Raw genomic sequence first — 24,212 nt, 5'->3', positions numbered from 1 at the left:
ATGTGACAGATTGTCGCACCTAAGCAGGCTTTTAGGTACGACATCTTTGTTATTGATTTATATCAAATTAACTTCGAGTTAAACGCATTCCATGACTTTTAGCTGCTCGTTACCCCAAGCTAGAGCTTGATTATACATTTCAGGTAATAAGTCGTTGCTAAACTTTATGCGTTCACAGTATTCACAGGTCAACTCCCAGTCTGCCTGCTCATAGGCTTTTATTAGGCCTAAGTATTGAGAAAGTACGCCTTGTTTCTGCACTAAGGCCTCTTTGATCAAATTACTTAAAGGCAACTTTTTCATAACGCCTTCCATACTTTCATCCAAAATCGCATCCATCAGTGACATCATGCCGACTAAAAAAGCCATGCCAGTGTCTTGGATCCCCTTGTGTTTTTGTGCGAGCAGTTCGCAAAAGCGAGCACGAGTTAACGACAGTTTTATTAACTCGACAGGTTTTTCAGATGAAACTTGAGCAGCAAACAATAGAGATAAAAACTTTTTTAATTCTTGGTTGCCAAGCACGACCACTGCTTGTTTGATTGTGCTTATTTCAGCACGGCGCTTAAAAGCAGCGGAATTAGAATAGCGAAGAAGCTTGTATGATAAATTAACATCTCTTTCAAACACAGAGGTAATTTTTTTGATATCCACATCAACCACAGAAGTTTCATATAGCAGCTCTGCAAGTGCCATCTCTGAAGGGGGGAGCGACTTGCTTTTCACCATTTCAGGTTTTGCAAAAAAGTAACCCTGGAAGTAACTAAAGCCCAGTGCCACGGCCTTTTCGAATTGCTCATTGGTTTCTACTTTTTCTGCAACAAGCTTAATATTTTCAAATTCTTTGGTGGCTTCGATGAGCTCTGCAATCTCTTCATCTGAGGTGATCAGCAGATCGACTTTAATTTGGTCTATGTATGGATAAAAATGACGCCACACTTTTTGATGCTTATAGTCATCTAGGGCTAGAGTATAGCCTTTACTTTTTAGCTCTTGAACAGCAGCAAGTAAGCGTTTACCAGGTTGAACGGTTTCGAGAATTTCTATAACGACCTGTTCACTGGGTAACATGCTAGGGTAGCCTTTGAGAATGGTATCCAGTGTAAAATTAATATATGCAGGTTTACTATCCGTTAAGTCTTCTAAACCAAAGTTAAACTGACTGCCTTCAATGAGCTTAGAGGTGGCTTCATCCCCATCTATATTTGGGAAAACATTATCCACGCCATCTCGAAACAGTAGCTCATAACCCATAAGCTGTTTGTTTTGGTCAAAAATAGGTTGTCGGGCTGCATAAAAATACATGTACTACTGATCCTGTTACTTACTTTTACATCGTAAATATAAAATATAATGCGTATTAAATCATTAACTAATTTACAATTAATAACCCAGTATTAATGCTTTGTTCCTAGTTTGGTGTGTGTTTTTGATGTTAACCGCACTTGGCTGGGGTTAGTTTTTCATACATGTTATAGTCATCTTGATAATAAGATTAATATTTATTCACCAACCAAGATTCTCTTAATGAGTAAATGGAGGTAAGTTTTGGAAACAGGTACTTTAGTATCTCTCATTTTGTATTTTATCGTGATGTTAGGCATTGGCTTGTATGCTTATCGTAAGTCAACCAGTGATGTTTCAGGTTATATGTTAGGTGGGCGCAGTCTACCACCTAGTGTTGCGGCTCTCTCTGCCGGCGCTTCAGACATGAGTGGTTGGATTTTGATGGGCTTACCAGGTGCAATGTTCGTGACAGGTTTTAGCAGCACTTGGATTGCAACAGGCTTAGTGATAGGTGCCTGGTTGAACTATTTATTAGTTGCCCCAAGGCTGCGTGTTTATACCGAAGTGGCAAATGATGCCATCACCATTCCTGATTATTTTGCAAATCGCTTTGAAGATAGAGGCAACGCGTTAAGAATTGTATCGGCTTTAGTAATCATCATCTTCTTCACGTTATACACTTCTTCAGGTGTTGTCGCTGGCGGTAAGCTGTTCGAGAGCTCATTCGGCATGAGCTATGAATCAGGCTTATATATCACAACAGGTGTAGTGGTACTTTACACTTTATTTGGTGGGTTCTTAGCAGTAAGTCTCACTGATTTTGTGCAAGGCTGTATTATGTTTGTGGCGTTAATTTTGGTTCCTCTTGTCACTTTCTCTTTACTAGATAACCCACTTTCGATCACGCTCAATGAATTGAATCCGCAGATGTTGACTTGGATTGGCGCAGGTGGTGCCATCGGCATTGTCTCTGCCATGTCTTGGGGGTTAGGTTATTTTGGTCAGCCTCATATCATAGTACGTTTTATGTCTGTACGTAGTGTGAAAGATATGCCGGTAGCGCGTCGTATCGGTATGAGCTGGATGATAATTGCAGCCTTGGGCGCAGTCTTTACTGGCCTGTTTGGTGCTGCTTATGCCCATGAAAAAAACCTTGTAGTCGACGACCCTGAAACAATATTTTTAATTTTGTCGCAGTTATTATTCCACCCATTGATTGCAGGGTTCTTACTGGCGGCGATTTTGGCGGCAATTATGAGTACAATTTCTTCACAGTTATTGGTGAGTTCAAGCTCATTAACAGAAGACTTTTACAAAATCTTTATCCGCCGTGATGCGACAGATAAAGAGCTTGTATTAGTAGGTCGCATCAGTGTGGCGCTGGTTGCATTGTGTGCTATCTATTTGGCGTATGACCGTGATAGTTCAATTTTAGACTTGGTAAGTAATGCGTGGGCAGGGTTCGGTGCAGCATTTGGGCCGCTAGTATTATTTAGCTTACTGTGGAAGCGTATGAACTTTGCTGGTGCATTAGCTGGCATGCTCGTTGGAGCAGGGACCGTTCTTATTTGGATTTATGCACCGATCCAGATTAATGGTCAGTCTTTAAGTAGTTTAATCTATGAGATCGTCCCAGGCTTTATTCTTTCTTCAATTGCTATTGTTGTGGTGAGTTTAATTACAGATGAGCCATCTGCGCAAATCAGCGATAAATTTGCTGAGTATGAACAAGAATTAAATGCATAGCCTGATATTTAATAAATGAAAAGGGAGCGATATGCTCCCTTTGTTGTTTTTAATAACGACTGACAGATAACCTTCTACTTAATGGATCTTAAATCCCTTCACAATTTCAGATAATTGATGGCTTGCTTGCTTTAAACTTAAGCTTGCTTCGGTAAGAGCATGTGTCGTTTCTAAAGAGTGATCTGTGGCTTCTGACAGATCGGTTATACGAATATTTACTTCCTGTGCAGCCGTGCTTTGCTCTTCAGTTGCGCGAGCTATATGGCTATTCATATCTGTAATTGACATGATGAGTCGTTCTATTTCATTTAACACTTCATCGGCTTCTGCAACTTGCTTTACTGTGTCTTCAGAGATTTGCTGACTTGCCTGCACAGCACTCACAGCTTCCTGAGCACCTTTTTGCAATTTCTCTATCATAGTTTGAATTTCATCGGTACTTTGCCCTGTACGGCTAGCAAGGGTTCTAACTTCATCTGCTACAACCGCAAAGCCACGACCTTGCTCGCCCGCTCTGGCAGCTTCAATAGCGGCATTTAAGGCCAGTAAATTGGTTTGCTCTGAGATCCCTCTAATTACATCTAATACAGAGCCTATATTATTACTTTCTTCAGCAAGCACAGTGGTTACCTCACTGACTTCTTGAATATTACTCGATAAAGTTTCTATCGCAGTGATGGTCTTAGCCACAACTTGCTTACCGTTATTGCTATTCTTGAGCGCATCATTAGCAGCATGCTCAGCGGCTTCGGCATTTTCGCTTACTTCCCTTATCTGCATACTCATTTGTTCAACCGCAGTGGCAACTTGTCGACTATTATCATTTTGATGTTCAATATGATTCAAATTGACTTTACCTGTATCATCTACTGAATTTGAAAGCCTTTCGACCTCAGTTGCACTGTGGGAAACGCGCTCTATAGAGTGGCGCATTTTTTCAGTGTAGGCGTTAAAGTAATTCGCTAATTGTGATATCTCGTCTTTGCCTGATTCATCTAGCCGTTGGGTGAGATCACCTTCGCCATGGGAAATGTTCTTCATCATTTCAGTCGCTAAATTGACGGGGTTGAGAATACTATTGCTAATTAAAGAAATCAGTGCGGCTAAAATGATAAGCAAGACAACTACATCAATAATCATTAAATTTCTTAGCTCTGCAAAGTCTTCTTCAATGGAATCTAGATAAACACCAGAGCCCAAAATCCATTGCCAAGGCGCAAACCCTTTAACATAAGAGATTTTGTCTACAGGGTCATCAAACCCTGGTTTTGGCCATTTGTAAGGCACAAATCCTTCACCTTGTTGACGGACAATTTTGACCATTTCCATAAATAGGTATGTGCCATCAGGGTCTTTACTCGCTGAGAGTGACTTACCGACTAATTGCGGTTTCATTGGATGCATAACCATATTTGGGTTGTAATCATTGATCCAATAGTAATTGTCAGTGTCGTAGCGGAGCTTAGAAATAGCATCAAGGGCTGCTTTTTGAGCTTGAGCTTGGGTCAATTCACCAGATTGTTGCAAGTCGTGAAAATGCTCTATGATGCCAAAAGTGTTCTCCACGAGGTTTTTGGTCTTCTCATATTGTTGCTGCTCTAGACTAGAAAATTGCTGTGGAAGACTCGTTAAACTTAGTAACACAAGACCTAATGCGACCACGCCTAATATCATTAGCAGCCGTTGAAATATTGAGAAGTTTCTTAAAAACTGCATACATTCACCACCTTTTTATATTTAAGCTTGTCTAAGCTACGCAAAACAGCTTTTGCGCGAAGAAGCATGCTGTTGGATCTGCATCTAGTAATAAAATTTAGCTTAGTTTAAAGATTTGATTTTGTCACAACTTGAGTGATCAAATATATTTAAAACAGGGGTTTATAGTGTTTTTTTATTCTAGATCAAGGCAATAGGAGATTGGTCTTAAGCCAAAAGTTGTATGGTGATTTATAAACGAAAATGCAATAAAAAAGCCCTCAGAAGAGGGCTTTTGAAGACATAATTTTATCTAGACTCTAAACTGTTCTACAGACTGCCTCAGCTCTTCAGCGAGCTTAGCGACTTCTGAACTTGAAATCGAAGTCTGGTTCGAACCTTCAGCAGTTTGCTCGGCGATAGCAACAATGGATTCAAGACGTTCGCTGATCTCTTGGGCTACTTGTTGTTGCTCGTTAGCAGCATTTGAAATTTCTTCACTGACGTCATGAGCTTGAGAAACTGCTTGGGTTATACTGTTTAAGGCTTCGTTAGCTAAGTCACTCTGTTCAACACAAGAAACCGCTTGTTGTTTGCCTTTTGACATAGCGTTTACTGCTTCTTCAGCACCCGCTTGCAGAGATTCAATCATTGATTGGATCTCTTGAGTAGACTCTTGAGTTTTGCTCGCCAGTGACCTAACTTCATCTGCAACAACGGCAAAGCCTCGTCCTTGTTCGCCCGCACGCGCAGCTTCGATGGCTGCATTTAGCGCAAGCAGGTTAGTTTGCTCAGCAATGCCTCGAATAACATCTAAAATACCACCAATAGATGCACTGTCTTGATGTAGCTTATTAATAACACGAGATGCTTCGTCAACTTCTGAAGCAAGTTGCTCAATTGTTTGCTTGTTCTCATGTGAAATACCTTTCACACGCTCAGCTTCTTTATCTGCATTCTTGATTTCTAGCAATGCCTGATGAGCGCTGTTACTTACACCATGAGAGGTACTGCTCATTTCAGTGGTTGCTGTTGCAGCTTGCTCGACTTGGGCCTGCTGACTCTTAATTGCCTGACTAGATTCTGTGGTGATCATAGATGTTTGCTCTGAAGCTGCAGCCAGTTGAGTAGAGCGGGAGACAATACCAGTAATTAGTTCTCTTAAACTGGTAATAAGCGTGTTACAGCTTCGTGAAAGCTCGCCGAATTCATCTTGTGCACTGTCATCTAAGCGTTGAGTCATATCACCGCTTGCCACTATGGTTAGGATCTTATTTACTTCCGCAAGCGGTTTGGTAATAAGTTGAACGGTCACATAAGCAACACCCACTGCGATAAGTGTCGCAGCAAGCATACCAACCCAAGTCCATAAATTAGCTGCGCTCACATCATCACGCACGCCAGTCTGTAGTTCTAAAGCGACTTCATTTGCTAACGCTACTAATTCAGAGAGTTGTTTTAATGCGGCCTCAGTAGCCAATTCTGAATCGTTAACAGCCTGTCGAGTTTTAGCTTCGGTTTGTAATAACGCACGTTTATTACCAGCTAAACCAGTTTGACCTTCTACTTGCTGCTTCAAGTCACCATAATACCCCTCTAAATCTTCTAAATAAGAAGGTTCGAGAGAATTTACCGGACCTCTGATCAACTCTATATTTCGAGCAATTTCTTTGATAGCAAAGTTTTGCTCGTTAGCAATAATGTCAACTGTGTTTGCGTTATCAGCGGCAATTAGATCGTTACTGCTTGTAACTAAGTTAGAAAAGTGATTTTCAAGGCTTGATGCGGCTTGGAAAGCCCTTTGGCTAGTCGCTTTTAGTTCACTGATGTCTAGGATATCGAGCACACTCGTTGTTGCGTCTTCTGCTGCTAACTCTATTTCTTCAAGCTGTGTTACCAAATCTTTTTTAATTTGCAGGGTACTGGCTTTATCGTCTAGAAGTAGATTTACAGTAGGTAGAAAGTTATTAAATGTATCTCCTACTTTCTGCGCGCGTTGAGATAAATCTGGATTACTTTGTACGACCTGTTCCAACTGACGGTATGCGTTTTTGAAGTTTTCTTGTCGTTTTTCAAATTGAGACTTCAATTGAGCTAGCTCTGAAGGTTGGGTTGCGAAGAAGCTACTCTGTGCGAGTTTACTCATCTGTGTGAACTCTACTTGTAGTTCAGAGCTATTTGTTAATGCTGGCAGAGAAAGGTTATTCACTTGCTGAGATGAGCTGTCAATATTTGCAATTCTCAGGAGAGAATTACCCCCAATCATAAGGAGTAACAAGGTGATGAAAATAAACCCACCCCAAATACGTTGACTAACAGTGAAATTCATATCGATTCCGTAAGTTGCTTAAGACAGTAAATATATCGGTCTGGTAACTGATAAGTTAAGTATTTTATAGCAGATGTAGCAAAATAATTCAGTAAAAAGGGAGGATTAACAAATTATTTGCTCAAATATCGCTCACCTGTATCGAGGTTCATTAGGGTCATGTTCCCACCCCAGACACAACCCGTGTCTAAAGCAAGTATGTTTTCAACATGGGTCACCCCTTCAAGGGCAGCCCAGTGACCAAAAACATAACGATTTTTATCATTTTTAAAGCGTTCATGTCTAAACCAAGGTATTAGAGTACTTTGCTGAGGGCTGCCTTTTTCAAAAAAATTCAAGTTTCCTGATTGCTCTAGGAAGCGCATTCTTGTGAAAACATTAACAGTGATTTTGAAGTTTGTTAAAAAGTCTTTGCTTGGAGTATAGGCTGGATCTTTACTGCCATACATATTTTCAAAGAAGATATTCGCTTCATCACTTCGGTAGTTTTGCTCTGCAATATATGCATAACTTAATGCCTGCTCGATACTCCAATGCGGATGAATGCCGGCATGAGAGAGAAAGGTCGAGTGATCTTTTAGATATACTGCGAGCGGTTGTGTTCTTAGATACGAAACATAGTGTTCGCAGAATTTACTTGAAAATACGGGGGCTAAATTGTCTTTTGGGTTTGGTTGCTTACCGAGGAGGTAGCAAGCGATAAAGTGTAAGTCGTGATTACCAAGAGTAACGGTTAAGGCATCTTGGTTTTGATATACAAAGTCTAGGCAAGCGAGGGAGTCAGGTCCACGCGCAATAAGATCACCCACAAGGTAGAGGTGATCTTTACTTGGATTAAACCCGACTTCAGATAGCAGTTTAATTAAGGGTGTAAAACACCCTTGTAAATCGCCGACTGCGTAATTAGCCATGATTAATGAAGAATGTTTGGTCTAGCAAGCCTGAAGACATCAATAGGTGCTTGAAACTCTGTACCAAACTCATTTCTCATCACATAGTGCCCCTGCATCGTGCCAACCGGTGTGTCTAGCACTGCGCCACTGGTATAGGAATAAGATTCGCCAGGCGCAATGGTCGGACGCTCACCAACGACGCCTTCGCCTTCAACTTCAGTTTCTTTGCCATTTGCGTCAGTAATAAGCCAGTAGCGGCTCTCTAATTTTGCGTTACACAAACTATGATTTTTGATAGTGATAGTGTAAGCAAAAACATACTTATCTTTTTCTGGTTGAGATTGGTGCTCAACATACATGGTTTCTACAGATACCTTGATAGGTGATCCTAAGTTACTGCTTGTTGTCATAAATCCAATTTGCGATATCAATAAATTGAGTCAGAGATAAACTTTCTGCACGTAATGACGGGTCGATGCCTAAGGCTGTGAGCTCATCAGCTGTTAACAGGTTTGAAAGACTATTACGCAGCGTTTTTCTACGTTGATTGAACGCTTCTAAGCATACAGTGTTCAATAACTTAGTGCTTTTGGCTGTTCGCTGCTCAGGTTTTTTCGGAATTAAGCGAACGACTGCTGAGTCAACTTTAGGGGCTGGTTTAAAGCATTCAGGTGGCACATCAATTACCGGCATTGCATGACAATAATATTGTGTCATCACACTTAAGCGACCGAACGCTTTAGAGCCTGGGCCTGCAACCATACGCTTAACCACTTCTTTTTGAAGCATAAAGTGCATATGTTCAATATTGTCTACAAACTCAAATAAATGAAATAGTAATGGCGTAGACACATTGTATGGTAAGTTACCGAATACTTTTAATTTCTCGTCGTCACGGATAAGGCTTGCGAAGTCGAATTTCATCGCATCGCCCTGATGAACGGTTAGCTTAGGCCCTAAGAAAGGATGTTGTGTTAATCTTTCAGCTAAGTCTTTATCAAGTTCGACAACGGTTAGTTGACCACTTAAATCAGTCACAGGTTCAGTGATAGCACCTAAACCAGGGCCAATCTCAACCAAGTTATCTGAAGGTTTAGGGTCAATTGCGGTGACGATTTTGTCGATGATCATGTCATCGTGTAAAAAGTTTTGTCCAAAGCGTTTACGAGCTCTGTGACCTAAATGTACGTTATCTGTCATTAATTCATTGCTTTTTTTGAGGCGAGCTTAATAGCTTCGCGGATCGCTAAATCAAAACTACCAACTTCTATCTGCCCTGTGGCAGCTAAATCTAAAGCAGTACCATGATCAACGGATGTTCTAACGAAAGGCAAACCAAGCGTAATGTTCACTGAATTACCAAAGCCTTTGTATTTTAGCACAGGCAAGCCTTGATCGTGATACATTGCAAGCACCGCATCGGCATTATCTAGATATTTCGCTTGAAAAAGTGTATCTGCTGGAAGTGGACCAACAAGCGTCATGCCCTGACTATTCAGTGATTCAAGCGCAGGTTCAATCGTTTCAATTTCTTCTCGCCCTAAATGACCCCCTTCACCGGCATGGGGGTTGAGACCACAGACTAAGATTTTTGGGTGTTTAATACCAAACTTGGTCTGTAAATCATGATTAAGAATATTGATGACTTTTGTAAGGCGGTCGTGCGTGATTGCTCTTGATACATAGGCCAATGGAATATGGGTTGTTACAAGCGCCACCCTTAATCCTTCAGTAGCCAGCATCATAACAACATCTTGCGTATTCGATTGTTGTGCAAAAAACTCAGTGTGGCCGCTAAAAGAGATACCTGCTTGGTTGATGATACCTTTATGAACCGGGCCAGTGACAACTGCGGCAAATGTGCCGTCCATATTCTTTTCAGATGCGACTCTGAGCGTCTCTAGTACGTATTGACCATTCGCTTCATTTAACTCGCCAGGTGTAACCTCAACGCCTTTATCAATTTGTAGATAAAATAAGCTACCGGCGGGGGCTAAACTAGGGGTGTCATTGTCTTTAAAAGGAATTAGGTTAATTGTTTCTCCTAATTCCTTTGCGCGCTTTTCTAAAATAGTTTTATCAACAACAGCGACGAGTTGTACAGGCCACGCTTTTTGTGCCAGCTTGATAACTAAATCAGGGCCAATGCCAGCTGGCTCACCCGGTGTTATAGCGATACGAATGGTCATATATTACCTATTCAGTAGGAAAAACATCGATATTTGCTTGCTCTCGCATTTCATTCATCCAACGCAAACTTTCTTCTTGAAACTTTCTGTTATAGAGGATGCCATGAGCACGATTTTTCTTAGCAAAATCAGTTTTATCAGCAACACGCTTATCGAGTAGTTGAACGATGTGCCAACCAAATGTTGATCTAAATGGTTCGCTGATTTCATTTTTATCTAAAGAAAGTAGGGTATCTCTAAACGCAGGCACGTATGTCGTAGGATCTGTCCAGTCATACTCACCGCCTTTTAATGCAGAGCCCGGGTCTTCAGAATGTTCTTTTGCTAATTCTGCGAAGTCAGCGTTACCTGCACGTAAGTCTTTAACAAAACCAGCAAGCATTGAGCGCGCTTTCTCTTCACTTAAGATAATAGAAGGCTTGATTAAGATATGACGCGAGCGTACTTCAGTGGTTTCAACCACCTGTCTGCCACGAATATCTTGTACTTTTAAGATGTGGAAGCCGGCGCCTGAACGAAGTGGACCAATAATATCATCTTTCTTTTTACCTTTAACTGCTTCAGCAAACAGTGAAGGCATTTCATTGATCCCCATCCAACCTAGTTGACCACCATCAAGCGCTTTAGCGCCGCTAGAAGAGGCAATCGCAATGCGTTTGAAGTCTTTGCCATCGTTAAGAAACTTAATCACGTTATTGGCTCGGTCTCTGGCATCTTCTAGTTCTTCAGGAGATGCTTTGCTTGGCACTTTTACTAAAATATGGCCAATGTCATATTCTTCAGACTGACCTGTTTGCTGCTCAAGAATGGTTTGTAAATTAGCGATTTCTTGAGGGTTAATATAGATACGGCGGTCGACGTTTGCGCGTCGCACCTGACTGATGGTGATTTCTTGCCTAATTTCTTCTCGATAGGCTTTGAAACTCTCACCGGTCGCTTCGATTGATTTTCTTAAATCAGCGATTGTTGCACCTTGTTCAGATGCAATATTTGCGAGCGTTTGGTCTAATTGAGCATCTGAGATTTCTAATCCCATTCTTTCAGCTAGTTGCAATAATAGAGATTGGTCAACAAGCCTGTCGATGGCCTGTATACGTAGTGTATTATCAGAAGGTAACTGAGTATTTTGCTCTTTTGCTTGTTGTTTTACTCGAGAGATAACTTTATTTACTTCGCTCTGCAATACAACACCGTCATTGACGGTTGCGACTACTTTATCTAATTGTACCCGCTCAGCTAGTGCTGCTTGACTAAAACCTAACCCCATTAGGGCGGCGATTAACAACGTTTTTAAATTCATAATGCTCTATTATTTTACTAATTATTCAAAAAATAAGGTCGACGGTAGCCAAAAATACCCTGTTGTAGTAATCGGCTTACATCATAGCTTGATTTACCACCTAGCCCTTTGAGTACAAAGTTAAGACGAATGCTGGTATCAAACTGAGCCTCATCTTGGTTAATTGTTTTATTTAAATCGGTTTGAATTTGTCTATTACCAGTAAGCTGAACTGCCCAACAACAGCTTTCATATTGTAAACCGGCAAAAAGTTCAGTACTTCTCTTTGATACTAAATCTCTATGATAACTTGCAATAAATTGCCATTGTTGGTTTAGAGGCACACTGGTAAAAAAACCAATTTGGTCTATTTCATATCCTGAGACATCGTTTGCATAACGATGGTTCAATTGTACAAGCTGATTTTTATCACCTTTATAATCAATCGTTGCGTGAGATTGGATTAATTGTTTGGTGTCAGCGTCGTATTGAATACCAGCAGACAAGTACCACCTACGATGCCAATGTATCATGCTTTCTGCAGCAAACAAGGCATTATAGTTTGTTTTATTCAATGGGTTTTGGCGAGTTGGCTTAACATTACTATCCAAGTAAACAATTTGCCCAACACTTAAATTAAAACGTTCTTGGTTTTTATTATCAAAAATGCGTGTTGTCGCACCTATCGTAAATTGGTTAGCTTGGGCAATGCGATCAACACCCGAAAAACGTTGCTCTCTGAATAAGCCTGAAAAATCATCCTGCATTTTAGTGGTATCGTACAGACCGATATTGTCTTGATCTTTTTTAGGTACGTATAAATATTGCAGTTGAGGTTCGAGCGTTTGCACGCCGTTATCCACAATTAACTTAGTTGCGCGTTCAAGATTCATTTGTGCATGCAGTCTCAGTTTCGGCAAAGTCCTGCTTACTCGTTCATCAAATTGTGTTTCGTTGAAGCTTCCATTTTGTTGATAGTAAGTATGTAGCAGGCTTGCTTCTGATAAAAATGACCAAGCAGTGTCGTTGATAGCGTAACTGGCTTTGGGTTCAATATGTAATCTTGAGGCGTCTGTAATCACTAACGCATCATTTTTAAAGTGGCTAAACTCACCAATGAGCGACCAATCAATGCCTTGCCAAGATATTGAATCAGTAGTGTGCCAAGAGAGTTGTGGTAGAGCAGCATAGGATTCTTGGTGATCGCCTAGTACTTCAAAGTTTTGCACTTTCAATTGTGCAGACCAAATATCACCGAGATAGTTTAAAGTACCTGTTCGGTATAATTGTGTGTCAGTGACATTACCATATTCTGAATTTAAATCTGTTAAATAGTTATCGTCACTGACGTTGGTAATATCAATGCTTGCGCGCCAATTTTCATTAAAGTAGCTATTTTGTTGCCAAAATAGCAAGTAACGCTCTTCTAATTCAGGTTCTGAATCATCTTTTTCTAGTAGCTCCATAGCAAACAAGCCTGAGTGGTGAGGCGTCAGGTACCTGAATTCAGTGTTAATTTGAACGCCCTTTTTAGACATATATCGCGGTGTGATAGTTGCGTCATAGTTAGGCGCGATATTCCAATAAAATGGCGTTGAGAGTTCTAAACCATAACGTTCAGAGCTTGATATGGTTGGAGCTAGAAGTCCGGTTTTTCGTCTATCGTCAATTGGAAAAGTAAAGTAAGGGATATAAATAACGGGCGTGTCTAAAATCCTGAGCACCGCATTGTATGTTTCACCCCAGCCTTCGGTTTTCGACAGGCTAATTGTGCTGGCTTCGATGGACCAAAAAGGTTTATCTGACGGGCAAGTGGTAAAGCTTGCATTCAGTAGTTCGATACTATTGTCGCGAGCAGATAATTGAGCTGCACCACCATGACCGAGTTGTTGGGTTAGTTGATAGTCAGCACCCATTAAGTCGATGTGGTAATTATTTAGATCTGCAAACAAGCCGTTGCTTTTAACAAGGGTGTAAGGGTCTTGATAAATTAGAGGCCCTTCGGCATTAAGTTGTAAGCTTTGTTTGTTAAACAGAGCTGAACTTGCAGATAGTTGCATTTGCTCTGTGTTTATTACAACATTACCAGCGAATTGCGCACTCGACGTATTATTAATATTTACTCGATCTGCACGAATGTCGATAGCGTTTTTTGGTAAACCCGTGAGTGGTTGCCACTGCTGAGGTAAATTATTATTTTGGCAAAGCAAAGGCCTTTCAATTTCTGTAGCTGCATACACAGCAGGACAGAGAGGAAATAGTGCCACGGTTAGCCAAACTTTGTTCATTAATTAACCTGTTTACCAGTTGTTACTTCAAGGACAGCACATCATAAAGTAAAACAGAGTTAAATTCAGTAATTAAGAATGTAAAATTGTGATAAAGAACGATAACAGAAAAACACAATTAGAAGCCTTTCTAATAAAGTACTTAGGCGATCAGCCTTTTTCTTTTCATGCAATTACTTCAGACGCGAGCTTTAGGCAGTATTACAGGGTCATAACCGACTCTAAAAACCTGATTTTAATGGATTCCCCTGCAGATTTAATTGATAACCGACCGTTCGTCGGGTTACAGCAAGATTTTGCGAAGGTGGGACTCATTGTGCCGCAAGTACTCGCTACAAATCTCGAGTCAGGTTTTATCTTATTAAATGATTTGGGCGCTGAGCACCTGGCAGATCGTTTAAGTTTGGATAGTCGAGTGACAGACTACAAGGGCGTTTTATCTTTGTTACCTCAAATTGCTTCTATCCCACCTAGCCAATGGATGAAACCGTACGACGCTGACTTTATACGTCTAGAAATCAATATTTTCAAAGAGTGGTTGCTCGAGAAATGGCTAGGTTTAAGTGTATCGGCGGATTATCAAAGACTGTGGCATGAACTGGAAATGAGTTTAATCGAGGTTATGCTTCAGCAACCCCAAGTGACGATGCATCGGGATTTTCACTCAAGAAACATTATGAAAACGTCAGATGGGTGGGCGTTAATTGACTTTCAAGACGCTGTTCAAGGTCCAATCAGTTATGATGCGGTATCTTTGCTCAAAGACTGTTATTTCACTTTACCTGAGCATGAGTTTGAACAATTGCTTAAATACAACTACGAGCTGTTTTATAAACAGGGTTTGATAGCGGGTTTATCATTTGGACAATATTGCGACTACTTCCACCTGACCGGTTTACAACGGCACTTAAAAGCCGCAGGGATATTTTGCCGATTGTTACTGAGAGATGGCAAATCAGGGTATCTACAAAATATTTTACCAACATTAGATTATATACGTGAAACAAGTAAACAGTATGAACAATTTCAATGGCTTGCAACTTGGCTCGACAATGAGATAATTCCTGCAGTTAAGCGTAAGTTAGAGCCGCAGACATGAAAGCAATGATCCTTGCAGCAGGTAGAGGCAAACGTATGATGCCTTTGACTGCTGAATTACCTAAACCCATGCTCGAAGTAAATGGGAAACCGTTAATTGAATACCATATCGAACGCCTAAAAGCGGCTGGGATCACAGATATAGTCATTAATCTTGCCTGGCAAGGGGACAAAATAGTGCAATATTTTGGTGGTGGCTCCCAGTTAGGCGTCAAGATAGAGTATAGCTATGAGCCTGAAGGTGGTTTAGAAACGGCCGGTGGTATCATAAATGCGCTACCAATTTTATGTAAATCGTGTGATAAGTTTATCGTCATTAATGGAGATATTTTTACTGACTACGATGTACACGCTTTAACTCAATTGGTGTTGCAAGAAGCTGAAGCACACATTGTTTTAGTCGAAAACCCAGCGCACCACCCAGGTGGTGACTTTACTTTGGGGTTAGCGAACCAAGCACAGAAGTATACCTTTTCAGGAATAGGTCTTTACCACAAATCTTTTTTCAGTGATTACGGCAATCAGTTTTTAGCTTTAGGACCTCTACTGAGACAAGGTATCGAAAAAGGGCGAGTATCACGTGAGTTATATTTGCATGTATGGTCGGATATTGGCACGCCAGAAAGACTTGAGGAAATCAACAAGCAATTAGGAACTGCATATGTGGGGTAAGCTACTAGGTACGTGTTTTGGCTTTATGTTTGGTCGTTGGCTTGGCGCTGCGCTTGGTTTTTGGCTTGGCCACTTATTTGATAAAAGCTTAAAGCAGGACTTTGACAAAGCCGGTGGCTTTCAAGGTTTTTTCGATAAAGGCGAGTTAGATCAGCGTCAAGCATTATTCTTCTCTAGCTGCTTTGCGGTCATGGGTCATATTGCAAAGTCGAACGGACGAGTCAGTGAAATTCATATTCAAGCTGCCACTGCATTTATGGATGAAATGGGTTTACATGGTGAAGAGAGAAAAGAGGCACAGAATGCATTTCGTTCAGGAAAATCGAGCGAGTTTTCATTAAAAGAGTCAATTCGAGATGTAAAAGAAGTATTTGGCCGTCGTTATGACTTACTTCAGCTGTTTTTAGAAATTCAAATTCAAATGGCGTTTTCAGACGGTCACTTAGCAGAGCAAGAAAAGCAACTTTTACAGCAAGTAAGCCGTTTGCTTGGTTTATCAAGCAGACACTTTCAATTCTTACTAAACCGATATCAAGCAGAGTTTCAATTTAGAAAACAACGAAGCCAGCAACATAGCTATCAATCAAGCCATCAGTCTGAGCAGCAATCTGATTATAGACATAAAGCGACACCACCATCTTTAAATCGTGACAACGCGCTTGCTGTGCTGGGCCTAACTAAAAATGCCACTGAAAAAGATATCAAACGAGCCTATCGAAAACTCATGTCACAACATCATCCTGATAAGCTGGTTTCGCAAGGCTTACCGCCTCATATGATGGAAATTGCAAAACAAAAAAGCCAGGATATCCAGTCTGCATATGAATTTCTTAAGGCTAGGTAACATTTATAGATGACTGAGAAATCCGTTCACTTCTTTTCTCAGTCTTTGGTGTTGCCTCAGCTCGTGACTTAGCCCAAACAGCTCCCTTTGTCTGTAATCGTACTTGCTGTTTCTTTTTGCCCAGCGTTTTCTGTTCGAAATACTCTGCGTGACCGCAGGTCCATCATTGCTGTAAAAAATATCTAGCAAAGGGGGGCTAACAAGGGAAAATGTAGCGGCTAAGTCTTTATTGCGTTTGGGATGGGGGAGATGCGCGCTGATAGTGACTAATGCATCAACGGGAAGTTGCGGTTGTTCTGATATCAGCTCTGCAAATACGCCCGCACTGGTACCGAGCGCTATAACCACAATATGTTCATCAGGCATTTTGCTCAGCTCTTGTGTCAATGCTTGAAAACGCGCTGCTAGCTCATTTTTGTATTCATTTAGCATGCTTTCAGATTGAAAAAACACCGCTTTAGCAAATGGGTTAGGTTGTTGCTCTTGTGTAAAGTCAGGTATTTCTAAAGACTCAAATAACACTGCTGGAGAAGGCAAAATATACGTATCATACCCATCATCTGCGAGGGCCTGTTGTAAAAATTGGCTTCCATTTGAGGACAGAAGTGAGTGACCAATATCAGGTAAGATAATTACAATGCCACGTTTGGTTGCATTCATATAGGTTTGAAATAACACATCTAAGGGTTGCTCGTTAACCGTTATATTAATGATATTACTGGCATCTATATAATTTTTCAGATCTTGTTGGTGCCACACTTTGGGTTCAGTAGGCATTACATGCTCACTCGGTGCTGCGTTGATAGCAGGTGTGGCAAATAGCAACATCATAAATGCAATAAAATAGGGCATAGTGATTTTAATTGGTTTACATAGTTACTTTATCGGGCAAAGTAAGCATAACTTTAGAAACATAATTTGCTTTATCGAAGCTGAGAGTGGTTCTTGTCTAAAGCAATTTAGGATAATATGACTCGCTGTTTAGATTTGGAGAAAAGGACACTATGTCGCAGTTGCAAAGTAAGCGTGACTTTTTATTTTTGTTTTTGAAAGGTGCAGGCATGGGGGCCGCTGATGTCGTGCCTGGCGTCTCGGGTGGTACGATAGCATTTATTACTGGCATCTATACCAGACTATTAAATGCCATAAAAAGTGTTAATTTAGATGCACTTTTATTACTTAAAAAAGAAGGTATTAAAGCCACTTGGCGCTATATAGACGGGACCTTCTTAGTGACGCTTTTCGCTGGCCTATTAACAAGTGCCGCTTCTTTAGCAAAACTGATCACTTACTTACTGGAACATCATAAACTGCTTGTTTGGGCATTTTTCTTCGGCTTGATCATTGCCTCTTTTATCTATGTTGCAAAGCAAGTTAAAGCTTGGAACCTAAAGACAGTGACAAGTTGTCTTTTAGGCGCGTTAATCGCATACGCTATTACGTCAATGTCACCTGCTGAAGCGAATCCGAGTTGGTGGTTTTATTTTGTTGCCGGCTCTATAGCCATATGTGCGATGATCTTACCAGGGATTTCGGGCAGCTTTATACTATTGCTACTGGGAATGTACGGCCATGTTCTGACTGCAGTGACAGAAAAACAATTTGCGTTAATTGCTTTATTCCTGATGGGTTGTGTTGTTGGCCTGATGGTTTTCTCTCGTTTTCTGGCTTGGTTATTGAGCCGCTTTGAGCAGTTAACTTTTGCATTATTGGCAGGCTTTTTAGTTGGCTCCTTGAATCTACTTTGGCCATGGAAACAAGTGCTGACGACTTACACTAATTCAAAGGGCATTGAAAAGCCGCTTATGCAGCAAAATATTTCGCCTGCAGAATTTGCGACAGTAAATGGGCAAGACCCAATGACATTGTTATGTATTGCGCTCGCCATTACTGGTTTGGTATTAATTTTAGCGATTGAAAAACTAACCGCGGAAAAATAGTAAATATAGACTTCTGTACAATTGGTAATCACTGCCGTTGTGCTATTTTATTGCCTACTTAAATACTCTCTTTTGACTATCATAGTAGGCAATAACATGTCCTTTCGGCGCTATACACTTCTACTTCTATTAGCTTTGATAGCTAGCTTTACTCCTTCGGTTTGGGCAGCAGGTGCTCACTTAGACCTAACAAATTCTGCGGTAGGTTTTGCCGCAATCGCAATTTTTATTCTGGCTTATACCTTAGTTATGTTGGAAGAAAAGTTACATTTGAGAAAGTCTAAGCCTGTGCTGGTGGGTGCAGGTTTAATCTGGATCCTCATTGGCAGCTTTTACGTCAGTGAAAATATCCCTCATGTTACCGAAGAGGCATTTAGACATAATTTACTCGAATTCGCAGAGCTGATGCTGTTCTTGTTGGTAGCAATGACCTATATCAACGCCCTTGAAGAACGCCGAGTTTTTGATGCTTTAAGAGCTTGGATGATCCGCAAAGGCTTTAACTATAAAAATCTATTTTGGATCACGGGCTTTTTATCATTCTTTATTTCACCCATTGCTGATAACTTAACTACCGCACTATTAATGTGTGCCGTGGTGATGAAAGTGGCTGAAGGTGATAAACCCTTTATCAATATATCTTGTATCAATATTGTCATTGCAGCCAATGCCGGCGGGGCATTCAGCCCGTTTGGAGATATTACGACCTTGATGGTTTGGCAAGCTGGTATGGTGACCTTTGGTGAGTTCTTAGTCTTATTTATACCTTCTTTAGCAAACTTCTTAGTTCCTGCGGCCATTATGAGTTTTTATGTTGAGAATAAACAACCAACAGCGGCTTATGAGGAAGTTGAATTAAAACGCGGTGCCTTACGTATTTTGTCATTATTTTTATTTACCGTGGCAACAGCAGTTGCGTGCCATAGTTTCTTACACCTTCCACCGGTATTAGGCATGATGATGGGGCTAGGTTATCTTCAGTTTTTTGGTTATTTCCTTAGAGTGACATTACCGGGGTCTTTGGCACGCAAAAAAGCGTTGGCAGAGCAGCAGGGTGACAAGGAGCGTTTAGCCAGATTAGGTAGTGTTGTACCGTTTGATGTATTTAGTAAAGTGTCTCGTGCGGAGTGGGATACATTATTGTTCTTCTACGGCATTGTGATGTGTGTAGGCGGGCTAGGGTTCTTAGGCTATTTGAGCTTGATGTCTGAAGTACTCTATGGAGGTTGGTCAACAACCGCTGCGAATGTGTTTCTTGGTGTCATCTCGGCTGTTATCGATAATATTCCGGTGATGTTTGCTGTTCTCACAATGCAGCCAGAAATGTCACATGGTCAATGGTTGTTAATTACTTTAACTGCAGGCGTTGGTGGCAGCTTGTTATCGATTGGCTCAGCGGCAGGGGTGGCGCTTATGGGGCAAGCTAGAGGCTATTATACTTTCTTTGGTCATCTTAAATGGACCCCAGTGATTGCGCTGGGGTATGCAGTAAGTATTGTTTTACATTTATGGCTAAATGCTGACCTATTTTAAATAGTGGGTGAGTGGACCTGTGTGAGCGTTGACTAGTTCATCGCTCACAGGTTTGTTTATCGAAACAGCTTTGTTTAGGTCTGTTTTGGTTAGTTGCGCTGCACTCAAGCCAAGCATAACCTTATCATCACCCTTGATTAAGGCATCAACAGCGTGTAGTCCAAGTTGAGTGGCAAGCACTCTATCTTCAGAGACGGGATCTCCCCCTCTTTGCGTATGACCCAAAATGCAAATTGCACTTTCAATGTTACCCTGAGACTTTAATTGCTCTTTAAGGGCATTAGCACCACCAGGCCATAAGTTCTCTGCTAGTACAATTAAATAACTCGCATGGCGGTTTAGCTGTTGTTTCTGTATTTTATCAATTAGGTTTTTGAGTATGATGTCATGCTTTTCATTGCTGTAATTCTCGAATGAAAAAATACTCTCAGCACCACAAGATAAGCCAACTTGAAAGGCGATATGACCACTGTGTCTACCCATTACTTCAACAATGAAAGCTCTATCAAATGCGTTTGCGGTATCTCTGATTTTATCTATTGCTTGCGTTGCGGTGTTAACCGCAGTCGCAAAACCTATGGTTTTATCACAGCCATAAAGGTCATTATCTATGGTGCCAGGTAAGCCAATAACTTGACCATGCCAGTGGGCCTTAATTGCTAATAAGCCATGAAATGAGCCATCGCCCCCAATGACGATCAGGGCGTCAATTTCGTGCTTTAATAGCGTATTACATGCTTGCTTTACACCCGTGTCAGTCATCATGGCAGGGCAACGCGCACTTTTTAATAGGGTGCCGCCATTCTTTATTTCGGCATTAACTAATTGGCTAGATAAAGGGAGCAGATGATCTTCGATTAGGCCGTTATAACCATGATAAAAACCAAAACAAGATAAATTGTTATATTCACAGTTGAGCACAATTGCACGAATAGCTGCATTCATGCCAGGGGCATCACCACCACTGGTGAGTAAAGCGACTTTTTTCATATTGGTAGTCTTCATACGAAGGGGGGAGGTGAAATGGCCCTCGTCAGATAACGAGGGAGGCCATTACACGTATACTCAGGTTATGAAAGATTCGCTAGCGCTTCTTTCTGAGCTGTAGGCAGGTTATCAACAACTATCTGATAAGAGTCATCGATAAACTTTTTGATTTCGTCTTCAGGTACCGTACCATCAAGGACAATCGTGTTCCACAGACGTTTGTTCATGTGATAACCCGGCAAAATTGATTCGTACTTATCTCTAAGTATTAATGCCTCGTCAGGATCACACTTAACGTTTAACCAAAAAACAGGCTCATTGTTTTCGTCTAGTTGACCTTCTTTACCTTCGTAAAGGGTGGCAAACATCTTATGTTGCACTTTGTAAACATCGCTATCCTGCGAAAAAGGCTGCGTAATAAACGTGCCTGGTTTACTTTGCAAATAATCATGTACGCTTTGTTTATTCATAGCTCTTATCCTTGAAGTAACTATTAATTAAAACCACATGGTTTGAGTTTAGCACTTAATTCGTAAAGACAATAATCTTAGGAAAAAACATTTTAGTCTGTTTACTGAGTTTACTAACACAACTTGATAAGCTGGAAAACTCGGCTTGCTCGAGTGATGAGCAATAGTCAATAAACGTCTTTATTTAAACTCACAAAACCTGTGTGTAAAAACCGTGCTAAAGCCTCGCCATGACGACCAGTTAAAATTTCACTTAACCTAACTATAAATCAGTTAGTTATGAAAAAATGAATAAAATACCATTTTAAGAGTGAAATTTATGGCTTGGTATTAAATGAAATAATGCAATATTTTGCAACAATTAAACGTTTTTTTGTGCTTCTTTTATGCTGTTTGCTGTATAATTCGCCAATTTAAAGGGGAGTGCTAATGTTAGTGATGTTTTGTTTGCTTTTAAGTGCAATGGCCATTTATTGCGAAACGATTCGCCTAGGCATGCCGACAAAGCGTTGGGTTGCATTTAGTTTGGCTGTTGGTCCTATTTGTTGGGTGTTTTTGAGAATGCATTACAGAATGGCTATTCTAAGAAATATGAAAATGGGACAACTAAAGTGCTTTAAGGTAAGCTAAACAGTTAGCTGACCACTTTTAAATCGGGTTTAGATTGTTTATTTTTCACAGCTCTTTGTTGTTTCAAAAATTCAGTAAACTCCTCTGCTGAAAGGGGCTTGGAGTAAAAGTATCCTTGTACAGTTTGGCAATTTAGCTCTTCTAATATTGCTAGTTGCTCTGCCTTTTCAACACCTTCAGCCACAACGTGTAACTCTAGATTTTGAGCTATTGTTACAATCGAGTCTACCATATTCCGACCACGCTCATTGTGCATGTCGTCGACAAAAGCTTTATCGACTTTTAACGTATTCAGAGGAAACTGCTTTAGATAAGCCAGTGATGAATAACCTGTACCAAAGTCATCGATCGCCAGGTGAATACCTCTGGCACTGAGTGAGCGCATGATATTAATGGCTTCTTGTGGGTCGTCCATTACGGTACCTTCAGTTATCTCAAGCTCAAGAAAGTAAGAGGGCAAATGGTTTTTCTGTAAGATGATATCGATACGCGTGGTAAGGTCGGGCAAACTAAATTGCTTTGCAGATAAATTAACGGCAACGCGGCCGTCAAATAAATCTTGGTCTATCCAGCGTTTCACGTCTTTACAGGCTTTGTCGAGCACGACTTCACCAATATCAATGATTTGCCCTGTTTCTTCGGCAATAGGAATAAACACACCTGGGCTTATAATGCCTTTTTTAGGGGTAATAAAACGGACTAACGCTTCCATGCCGACAAGCAGACCTGATTTGATGTCCATTTTAGGTTGGTAATAAACGACAAAATGGTCTTCTTTTAACCCAAACCGCATCAGGTTTTCTATTTGTAGCCGTTTAACGGCTTGTTCATTCATTGAATCGTTAAAGAATAAGTAGTGGTTACCTTTTTGTTTTGCATGATACATGGCTGTATCTGCATTCTTAAGTAAGATTTCTGGAGTTGCACCATCTTCAGGAAATAGCACAATGCCAACGGAAGAGGTGATCACGAGTTCATGATTTGCCATTTTAAATGGTGTTGCAATGGCTGCCAAAAATTGCTTTGCAGTTTTAGTTATGGTGTGAATGTCATTCGTGCCGGTCATCACTAATGCGAACTCATCACCACCTAGGCGATAAAAGGTGTCTTGTTGGCGAGCAAGTTTATTTAGGCGCATTGCCAGTTTTGCGAGTAAACTATCGCCAAGTTGATGACCCAGTGAGTCATTAATCTTTTTAAAGTTGTCTAAATCAAAGACAAGCAGAGCATGATGAACATCTTGTTGCGCTAATTTTTTTAAGTTAGTGAAAAATAAGTTTCTATTTGGAAGACCCGTTGTTCTGTCCCTGTTAGAGAGATTATGTAGCTGGGACTCTGCTTTCTTACGTTCGGTTAAATCTGAGAAAATAACAACATAGTTTGTTACCTGACCATGACTGTTTTTTATTTCGTCGATGCTGACTTCGATTGGCAACAAGGTATTCTTAAAGTTCCTAAGCTTAAGTTCTTCCTGCCAATGCTCAGACTCTTTTAGGTTTGCCTTGATCTCAAGAATATATTTTTCATCATATCCTGGAAGATTGAATTGCTTTCCGAGGTAGTGAGTCCTCAACCCTCCAAAGAGTTTTAAGTAGCTAGGGTTGACATCTACAAGCTGGTAATTTTTGTCATAAATGGCAATTGCATCAGTCAGTGATTCGACACATTTAGCAAATAAGTTGAGCCGCTCTTCGGTACTTTTTAGGTGGCTAATATCACGTACTGTGCCTGTCATTCTTACAGGGTTTAAATTGGCGTCTTTTTCAATGATTTTACCGCGATCTAACACCCAGTGGTATTGATCTAAGGTATCTTTTAGACGGTAACTGGCTTCAAAAAAAGCTGTTTGCTCAGCAAAATGTTGCTTAAGCAATTTGTCTACTAGGGGGAGATCTTGGGGGTGTATACGGTGCGCGTTGGGTAAAAAGCGTGCATTTTTTTCAGGCTGGTCTTGGCATACCATATATTTATCATTTATACGTATGATTTCCCCTGAGCTGATGTCCCAGTCCCATAGCGTATCACCACTGCCTTCAACAGTCCGTTTTAAGCGTAATTCAGACATAGCCAAGTCTTGCTGTGAACGCTTTAGCCTACGGTTTATAAATAGCAAATAGGTGGTGAATAATGTCATTAAGCCCACAGGGGCAAGCCAATAAATATTAGCTCCCAGGCTCTGTTGATTAAACTCCAATGCCATCAATGGCATGCTGAATAATGAGCTTAATAACGCTATGAACATCATTATTGTTATATTTTTAATCATAGATGTTTATTTCTCAGAACAACGCTTAATCTAATCTATGCTGAACTGAGAGTAAAGTAGATAACA

General features: G+C 40.7%; 19 protein-coding genes. 6 read left to right on the top strand and 13 right to left on the bottom strand.

Annotation, left to right across the window (positions count from 1 at the left end; translation table 11 throughout):
* Positions 1-78: 78 nt before the first annotated feature.
* Positions 79-1,305, bottom strand: coding sequence for an EAL and HDOD domain-containing protein (locus AC1HJP_RS08675; RefSeq protein ID WP_480361470.1), 1,227 nt, complete (start codon positions 1,303-1,305; stop codon positions 79-81).
* A gap of 243 nt (positions 1,306-1,548) precedes the next feature.
* Between AC1HJP_RS08675 and putP the strand changes: the two genes are divergently transcribed.
* On the top strand, positions 1,549-3,033 hold the full coding sequence (putP, locus tag AC1HJP_RS08670) for a sodium/proline symporter PutP (protein ID WP_480361469.1): 1,485 nt from the start codon (positions 1,549-1,551) through the stop codon (positions 3,031-3,033).
* 78 nt (positions 3,034-3,111) lie between these two features.
* Here the strand turns inward: putP and AC1HJP_RS08665 are convergent, their stop codons facing one another.
* The 8 genes from AC1HJP_RS08665 to lptD all read right to left on the bottom strand — a co-directional run bounded on the left by AC1HJP_RS08665 (position 3,112) and on the right by lptD (position 13,706).
* Positions 3,112-4,749, bottom strand: a complete 1,638-nt coding sequence (locus AC1HJP_RS08665; protein WP_480361468.1) for a methyl-accepting chemotaxis protein — start codon at positions 4,747-4,749, stop codon at positions 3,112-3,114.
* A gap of 292 nt (positions 4,750-5,041) precedes the next feature.
* Complete coding sequence (locus tag AC1HJP_RS08660; RefSeq protein ID WP_480361467.1) at positions 5,042-7,057, bottom strand: HAMP domain-containing methyl-accepting chemotaxis protein; 2,016 nt, start codon at positions 7,055-7,057, stop codon at positions 5,042-5,044.
* A 113-nt stretch (positions 7,058-7,170) separates the two neighbouring features.
* Positions 7,171-7,968 (bottom strand): symmetrical bis(5'-nucleosyl)-tetraphosphatase, encoded by a 798-nt coding sequence (locus AC1HJP_RS08655; RefSeq protein WP_480361466.1) that lies wholly within the window; start codon positions 7,966-7,968, stop codon positions 7,171-7,173.
* Positions 7,969-7,970: 2 nt separating this feature from the next.
* A complete protein-coding gene (apaG, locus tag AC1HJP_RS08650; RefSeq protein ID WP_421965091.1) occupies positions 7,971-8,360 on the bottom strand; it encodes a Co2+/Mg2+ efflux protein ApaG in 390 nt (129 codons plus the stop codon).
* Positions 8,344-9,150: a 16S rRNA (adenine(1518)-N(6)/adenine(1519)-N(6))-dimethyltransferase RsmA gene (rsmA, locus tag AC1HJP_RS08645; RefSeq protein WP_138483305.1), complete on the bottom strand. Its 807-nt coding sequence runs from the start codon at positions 9,148-9,150 to the stop codon at positions 8,344-8,346. Before rsmA ends, apaG begins: the two co-directional genes overlap by 17 nt.
* Positions 9,150-10,139: a 4-hydroxythreonine-4-phosphate dehydrogenase PdxA gene (pdxA, locus tag AC1HJP_RS08640; protein WP_480361465.1), complete on the bottom strand. Its 990-nt coding sequence runs from the start codon at positions 10,137-10,139 to the stop codon at positions 9,150-9,152. Before pdxA ends, rsmA begins: the two co-directional genes overlap by 1 nt.
* 7 nt (positions 10,140-10,146) lie before the next feature.
* On the bottom strand, positions 10,147-11,439 hold the full coding sequence (gene surA, locus AC1HJP_RS08635; protein ID WP_138483301.1) for a peptidylprolyl isomerase SurA: 1,293 nt from the start codon (positions 11,437-11,439) through the stop codon (positions 10,147-10,149).
* A gap of 17 nt (positions 11,440-11,456) precedes the next feature.
* Positions 11,457-13,706, bottom strand: coding sequence for an LPS assembly protein LptD (lptD, locus tag AC1HJP_RS08630; protein ID WP_480361464.1), 2,250 nt, complete (start codon positions 13,704-13,706; stop codon positions 11,457-11,459).
* An 88-nt stretch (positions 13,707-13,794) separates the two neighbouring features.
* Between lptD and AC1HJP_RS08625 the strand changes: the two genes are divergently transcribed.
* Genes AC1HJP_RS08625 through djlA form a run of 3 tightly spaced genes read left to right on the top strand, consistent with a single transcriptional unit; the run spans position 13,795 to position 16,320 of the window.
* The gene (locus tag AC1HJP_RS08625; RefSeq protein ID WP_480361463.1) at positions 13,795-14,805 is read left to right on the top strand and encodes an aminoglycoside phosphotransferase family protein; all 1,011 of its coding nucleotides are present in this window, start codon (positions 13,795-13,797) and stop codon (positions 14,803-14,805) included.
* Positions 14,802-15,476, top strand: coding sequence for an N-acetylmuramate alpha-1-phosphate uridylyltransferase MurU (gene murU, locus AC1HJP_RS08620; protein ID WP_480361462.1), 675 nt, complete (start codon positions 14,802-14,804; stop codon positions 15,474-15,476). The genes AC1HJP_RS08625 and murU overlap by 4 nt, the downstream gene beginning before the upstream one ends.
* Positions 15,466-16,320 (top strand): co-chaperone DjlA, encoded by an 855-nt coding sequence (gene djlA / locus AC1HJP_RS08615; protein WP_480361461.1) that lies wholly within the window; start codon positions 15,466-15,468, stop codon positions 16,318-16,320. Before murU ends, djlA begins: the two co-directional genes overlap by 11 nt.
* Positions 16,321-16,323: 3 nt before the next feature.
* Here the strand turns inward: djlA and AC1HJP_RS08610 are convergent, their stop codons facing one another.
* Entirely contained in the window at positions 16,324-17,172 is an 849-nt protein-coding gene (locus AC1HJP_RS08610) for a DUF3530 family protein (RefSeq protein ID WP_480361460.1), read from the bottom strand.
* Between the two features lie 152 nt (positions 17,173-17,324).
* On the opposite strand from AC1HJP_RS08610, the gene AC1HJP_RS08605 reads away from it, so the two are divergent.
* Together AC1HJP_RS08605 and nhaD are read left to right on the top strand one after the other, a co-directional pair.
* The gene (locus AC1HJP_RS08605) at positions 17,325-18,260 is read left to right on the top strand and encodes a polyprenyl-phosphate transporter (RefSeq protein WP_480361459.1); all 936 of its coding nucleotides are present in this window, start codon (positions 17,325-17,327) and stop codon (positions 18,258-18,260) included.
* Between the two features lie 96 nt (positions 18,261-18,356).
* Positions 18,357-19,793, top strand: a complete 1,437-nt coding sequence (gene nhaD, locus AC1HJP_RS08600; RefSeq protein WP_421965100.1) for a sodium:proton antiporter NhaD — start codon at positions 18,357-18,359, stop codon at positions 19,791-19,793.
* Here nhaD and AC1HJP_RS08595 read toward each other — a convergent pair.
* The 3 genes from AC1HJP_RS08595 to AC1HJP_RS08585 form a co-directional block, all read right to left on the bottom strand.
* Positions 19,785-20,783, bottom strand: a complete 999-nt coding sequence (locus AC1HJP_RS08595; RefSeq protein ID WP_480361458.1) for an ATP-dependent 6-phosphofructokinase — start codon at positions 20,781-20,783, stop codon at positions 19,785-19,787. The two genes, nhaD and AC1HJP_RS08595, sit on opposite strands and share 9 nt — an antisense overlap.
* A gap of 80 nt (positions 20,784-20,863) precedes the next feature.
* Complete coding sequence (locus tag AC1HJP_RS08590) at positions 20,864-21,250, bottom strand: MmcQ/YjbR family DNA-binding protein (RefSeq protein ID WP_421965102.1); 387 nt, start codon at positions 21,248-21,250, stop codon at positions 20,864-20,866.
* A gap of 634 nt (positions 21,251-21,884) precedes the next feature.
* Complete coding sequence (locus AC1HJP_RS08585; RefSeq protein WP_480361457.1) at positions 21,885-24,146, bottom strand: putative bifunctional diguanylate cyclase/phosphodiesterase; 2,262 nt, start codon at positions 24,144-24,146, stop codon at positions 21,885-21,887.
* Positions 24,147-24,212: the final 66 nt, after the last annotated feature.

It is taken from the genome of Pseudoalteromonas sp. NFXS53 (assembly GCF_056629255.1).
Note: the sequence above shows the minus strand (reverse complement) of the source record. Positions and strands in the feature narration are given on the sequence as shown.

Excerpts from the sequence above, each read along its gene's own strand:
- apaG (WP_421965091.1), bottom strand. The coding sequence starts at position 8,360 with ATGACAACAAGCAGTAACTTAGGATCACCTATCAAGGTATCTGTAGAA.
- pdxA (WP_480361465.1), bottom strand. The coding sequence starts at position 10,139 with ATGACCATTCGTATCGCTATAACACCGGGTGAGCCAGCTGGCATTGGC.
- djlA (WP_480361461.1), top strand. The coding sequence starts at position 15,466 with ATGTGGGGTAAGCTACTAGGTACGTGTTTTGGCTTTATGTTTGGTCGT.
- AC1HJP_RS08595 (WP_480361458.1), bottom strand. The coding sequence starts at position 20,783 with ATGAAAAAAGTCGCTTTACTCACCAGTGGTGGTGATGCCCCTGGCATG.
- surA (WP_138483301.1), bottom strand. The coding sequence starts at position 11,439 with ATGAATTTAAAAACGTTGTTAATCGCCGCCCTAATGGGGTTAGGTTTT.
- AC1HJP_RS08675 (WP_480361470.1), bottom strand. The coding sequence starts at position 1,305 with ATGTATTTTTATGCAGCCCGACAACCTATTTTTGACCAAAACAAACAG.
- AC1HJP_RS08665 (WP_480361468.1), bottom strand. The coding sequence starts at position 4,749 with ATGCAGTTTTTAAGAAACTTCTCAATATTTCAACGGCTGCTAATGATA.
- AC1HJP_RS08660 (WP_480361467.1), bottom strand. The coding sequence starts at position 7,057 with ATGAATTTCACTGTTAGTCAACGTATTTGGGGTGGGTTTATTTTCATC.
- AC1HJP_RS08655 (WP_480361466.1), bottom strand. The coding sequence starts at position 7,968 with ATGGCTAATTACGCAGTCGGCGATTTACAAGGGTGTTTTACACCCTTA.
- rsmA (WP_138483305.1), bottom strand. The coding sequence starts at position 9,150 with ATGACAGATAACGTACATTTAGGTCACAGAGCTCGTAAACGCTTTGGA.
- murU (WP_480361462.1), top strand. The coding sequence starts at position 14,802 with ATGAAAGCAATGATCCTTGCAGCAGGTAGAGGCAAACGTATGATGCCT.
- nhaD (WP_421965100.1), top strand. The coding sequence starts at position 18,357 with ATGTCCTTTCGGCGCTATACACTTCTACTTCTATTAGCTTTGATAGCT.
- AC1HJP_RS08590 (WP_421965102.1), bottom strand. The coding sequence starts at position 21,250 with ATGAATAAACAAAGCGTACATGATTATTTGCAAAGTAAACCAGGCACG.
- lptD (WP_480361464.1), bottom strand. The coding sequence starts at position 13,706 with ATGAACAAAGTTTGGCTAACCGTGGCACTATTTCCTCTCTGTCCTGCT.
- AC1HJP_RS08585 (WP_480361457.1), bottom strand. The coding sequence starts at position 24,146 with ATGATTAAAAATATAACAATAATGATGTTCATAGCGTTATTAAGCTCA.
- AC1HJP_RS08605 (WP_480361459.1), top strand. The coding sequence starts at position 17,325 with ATGTCGCAGTTGCAAAGTAAGCGTGACTTTTTATTTTTGTTTTTGAAA.
- AC1HJP_RS08610 (WP_480361460.1), bottom strand. The coding sequence starts at position 17,172 with ATGCCCTATTTTATTGCATTTATGATGTTGCTATTTGCCACACCTGCT.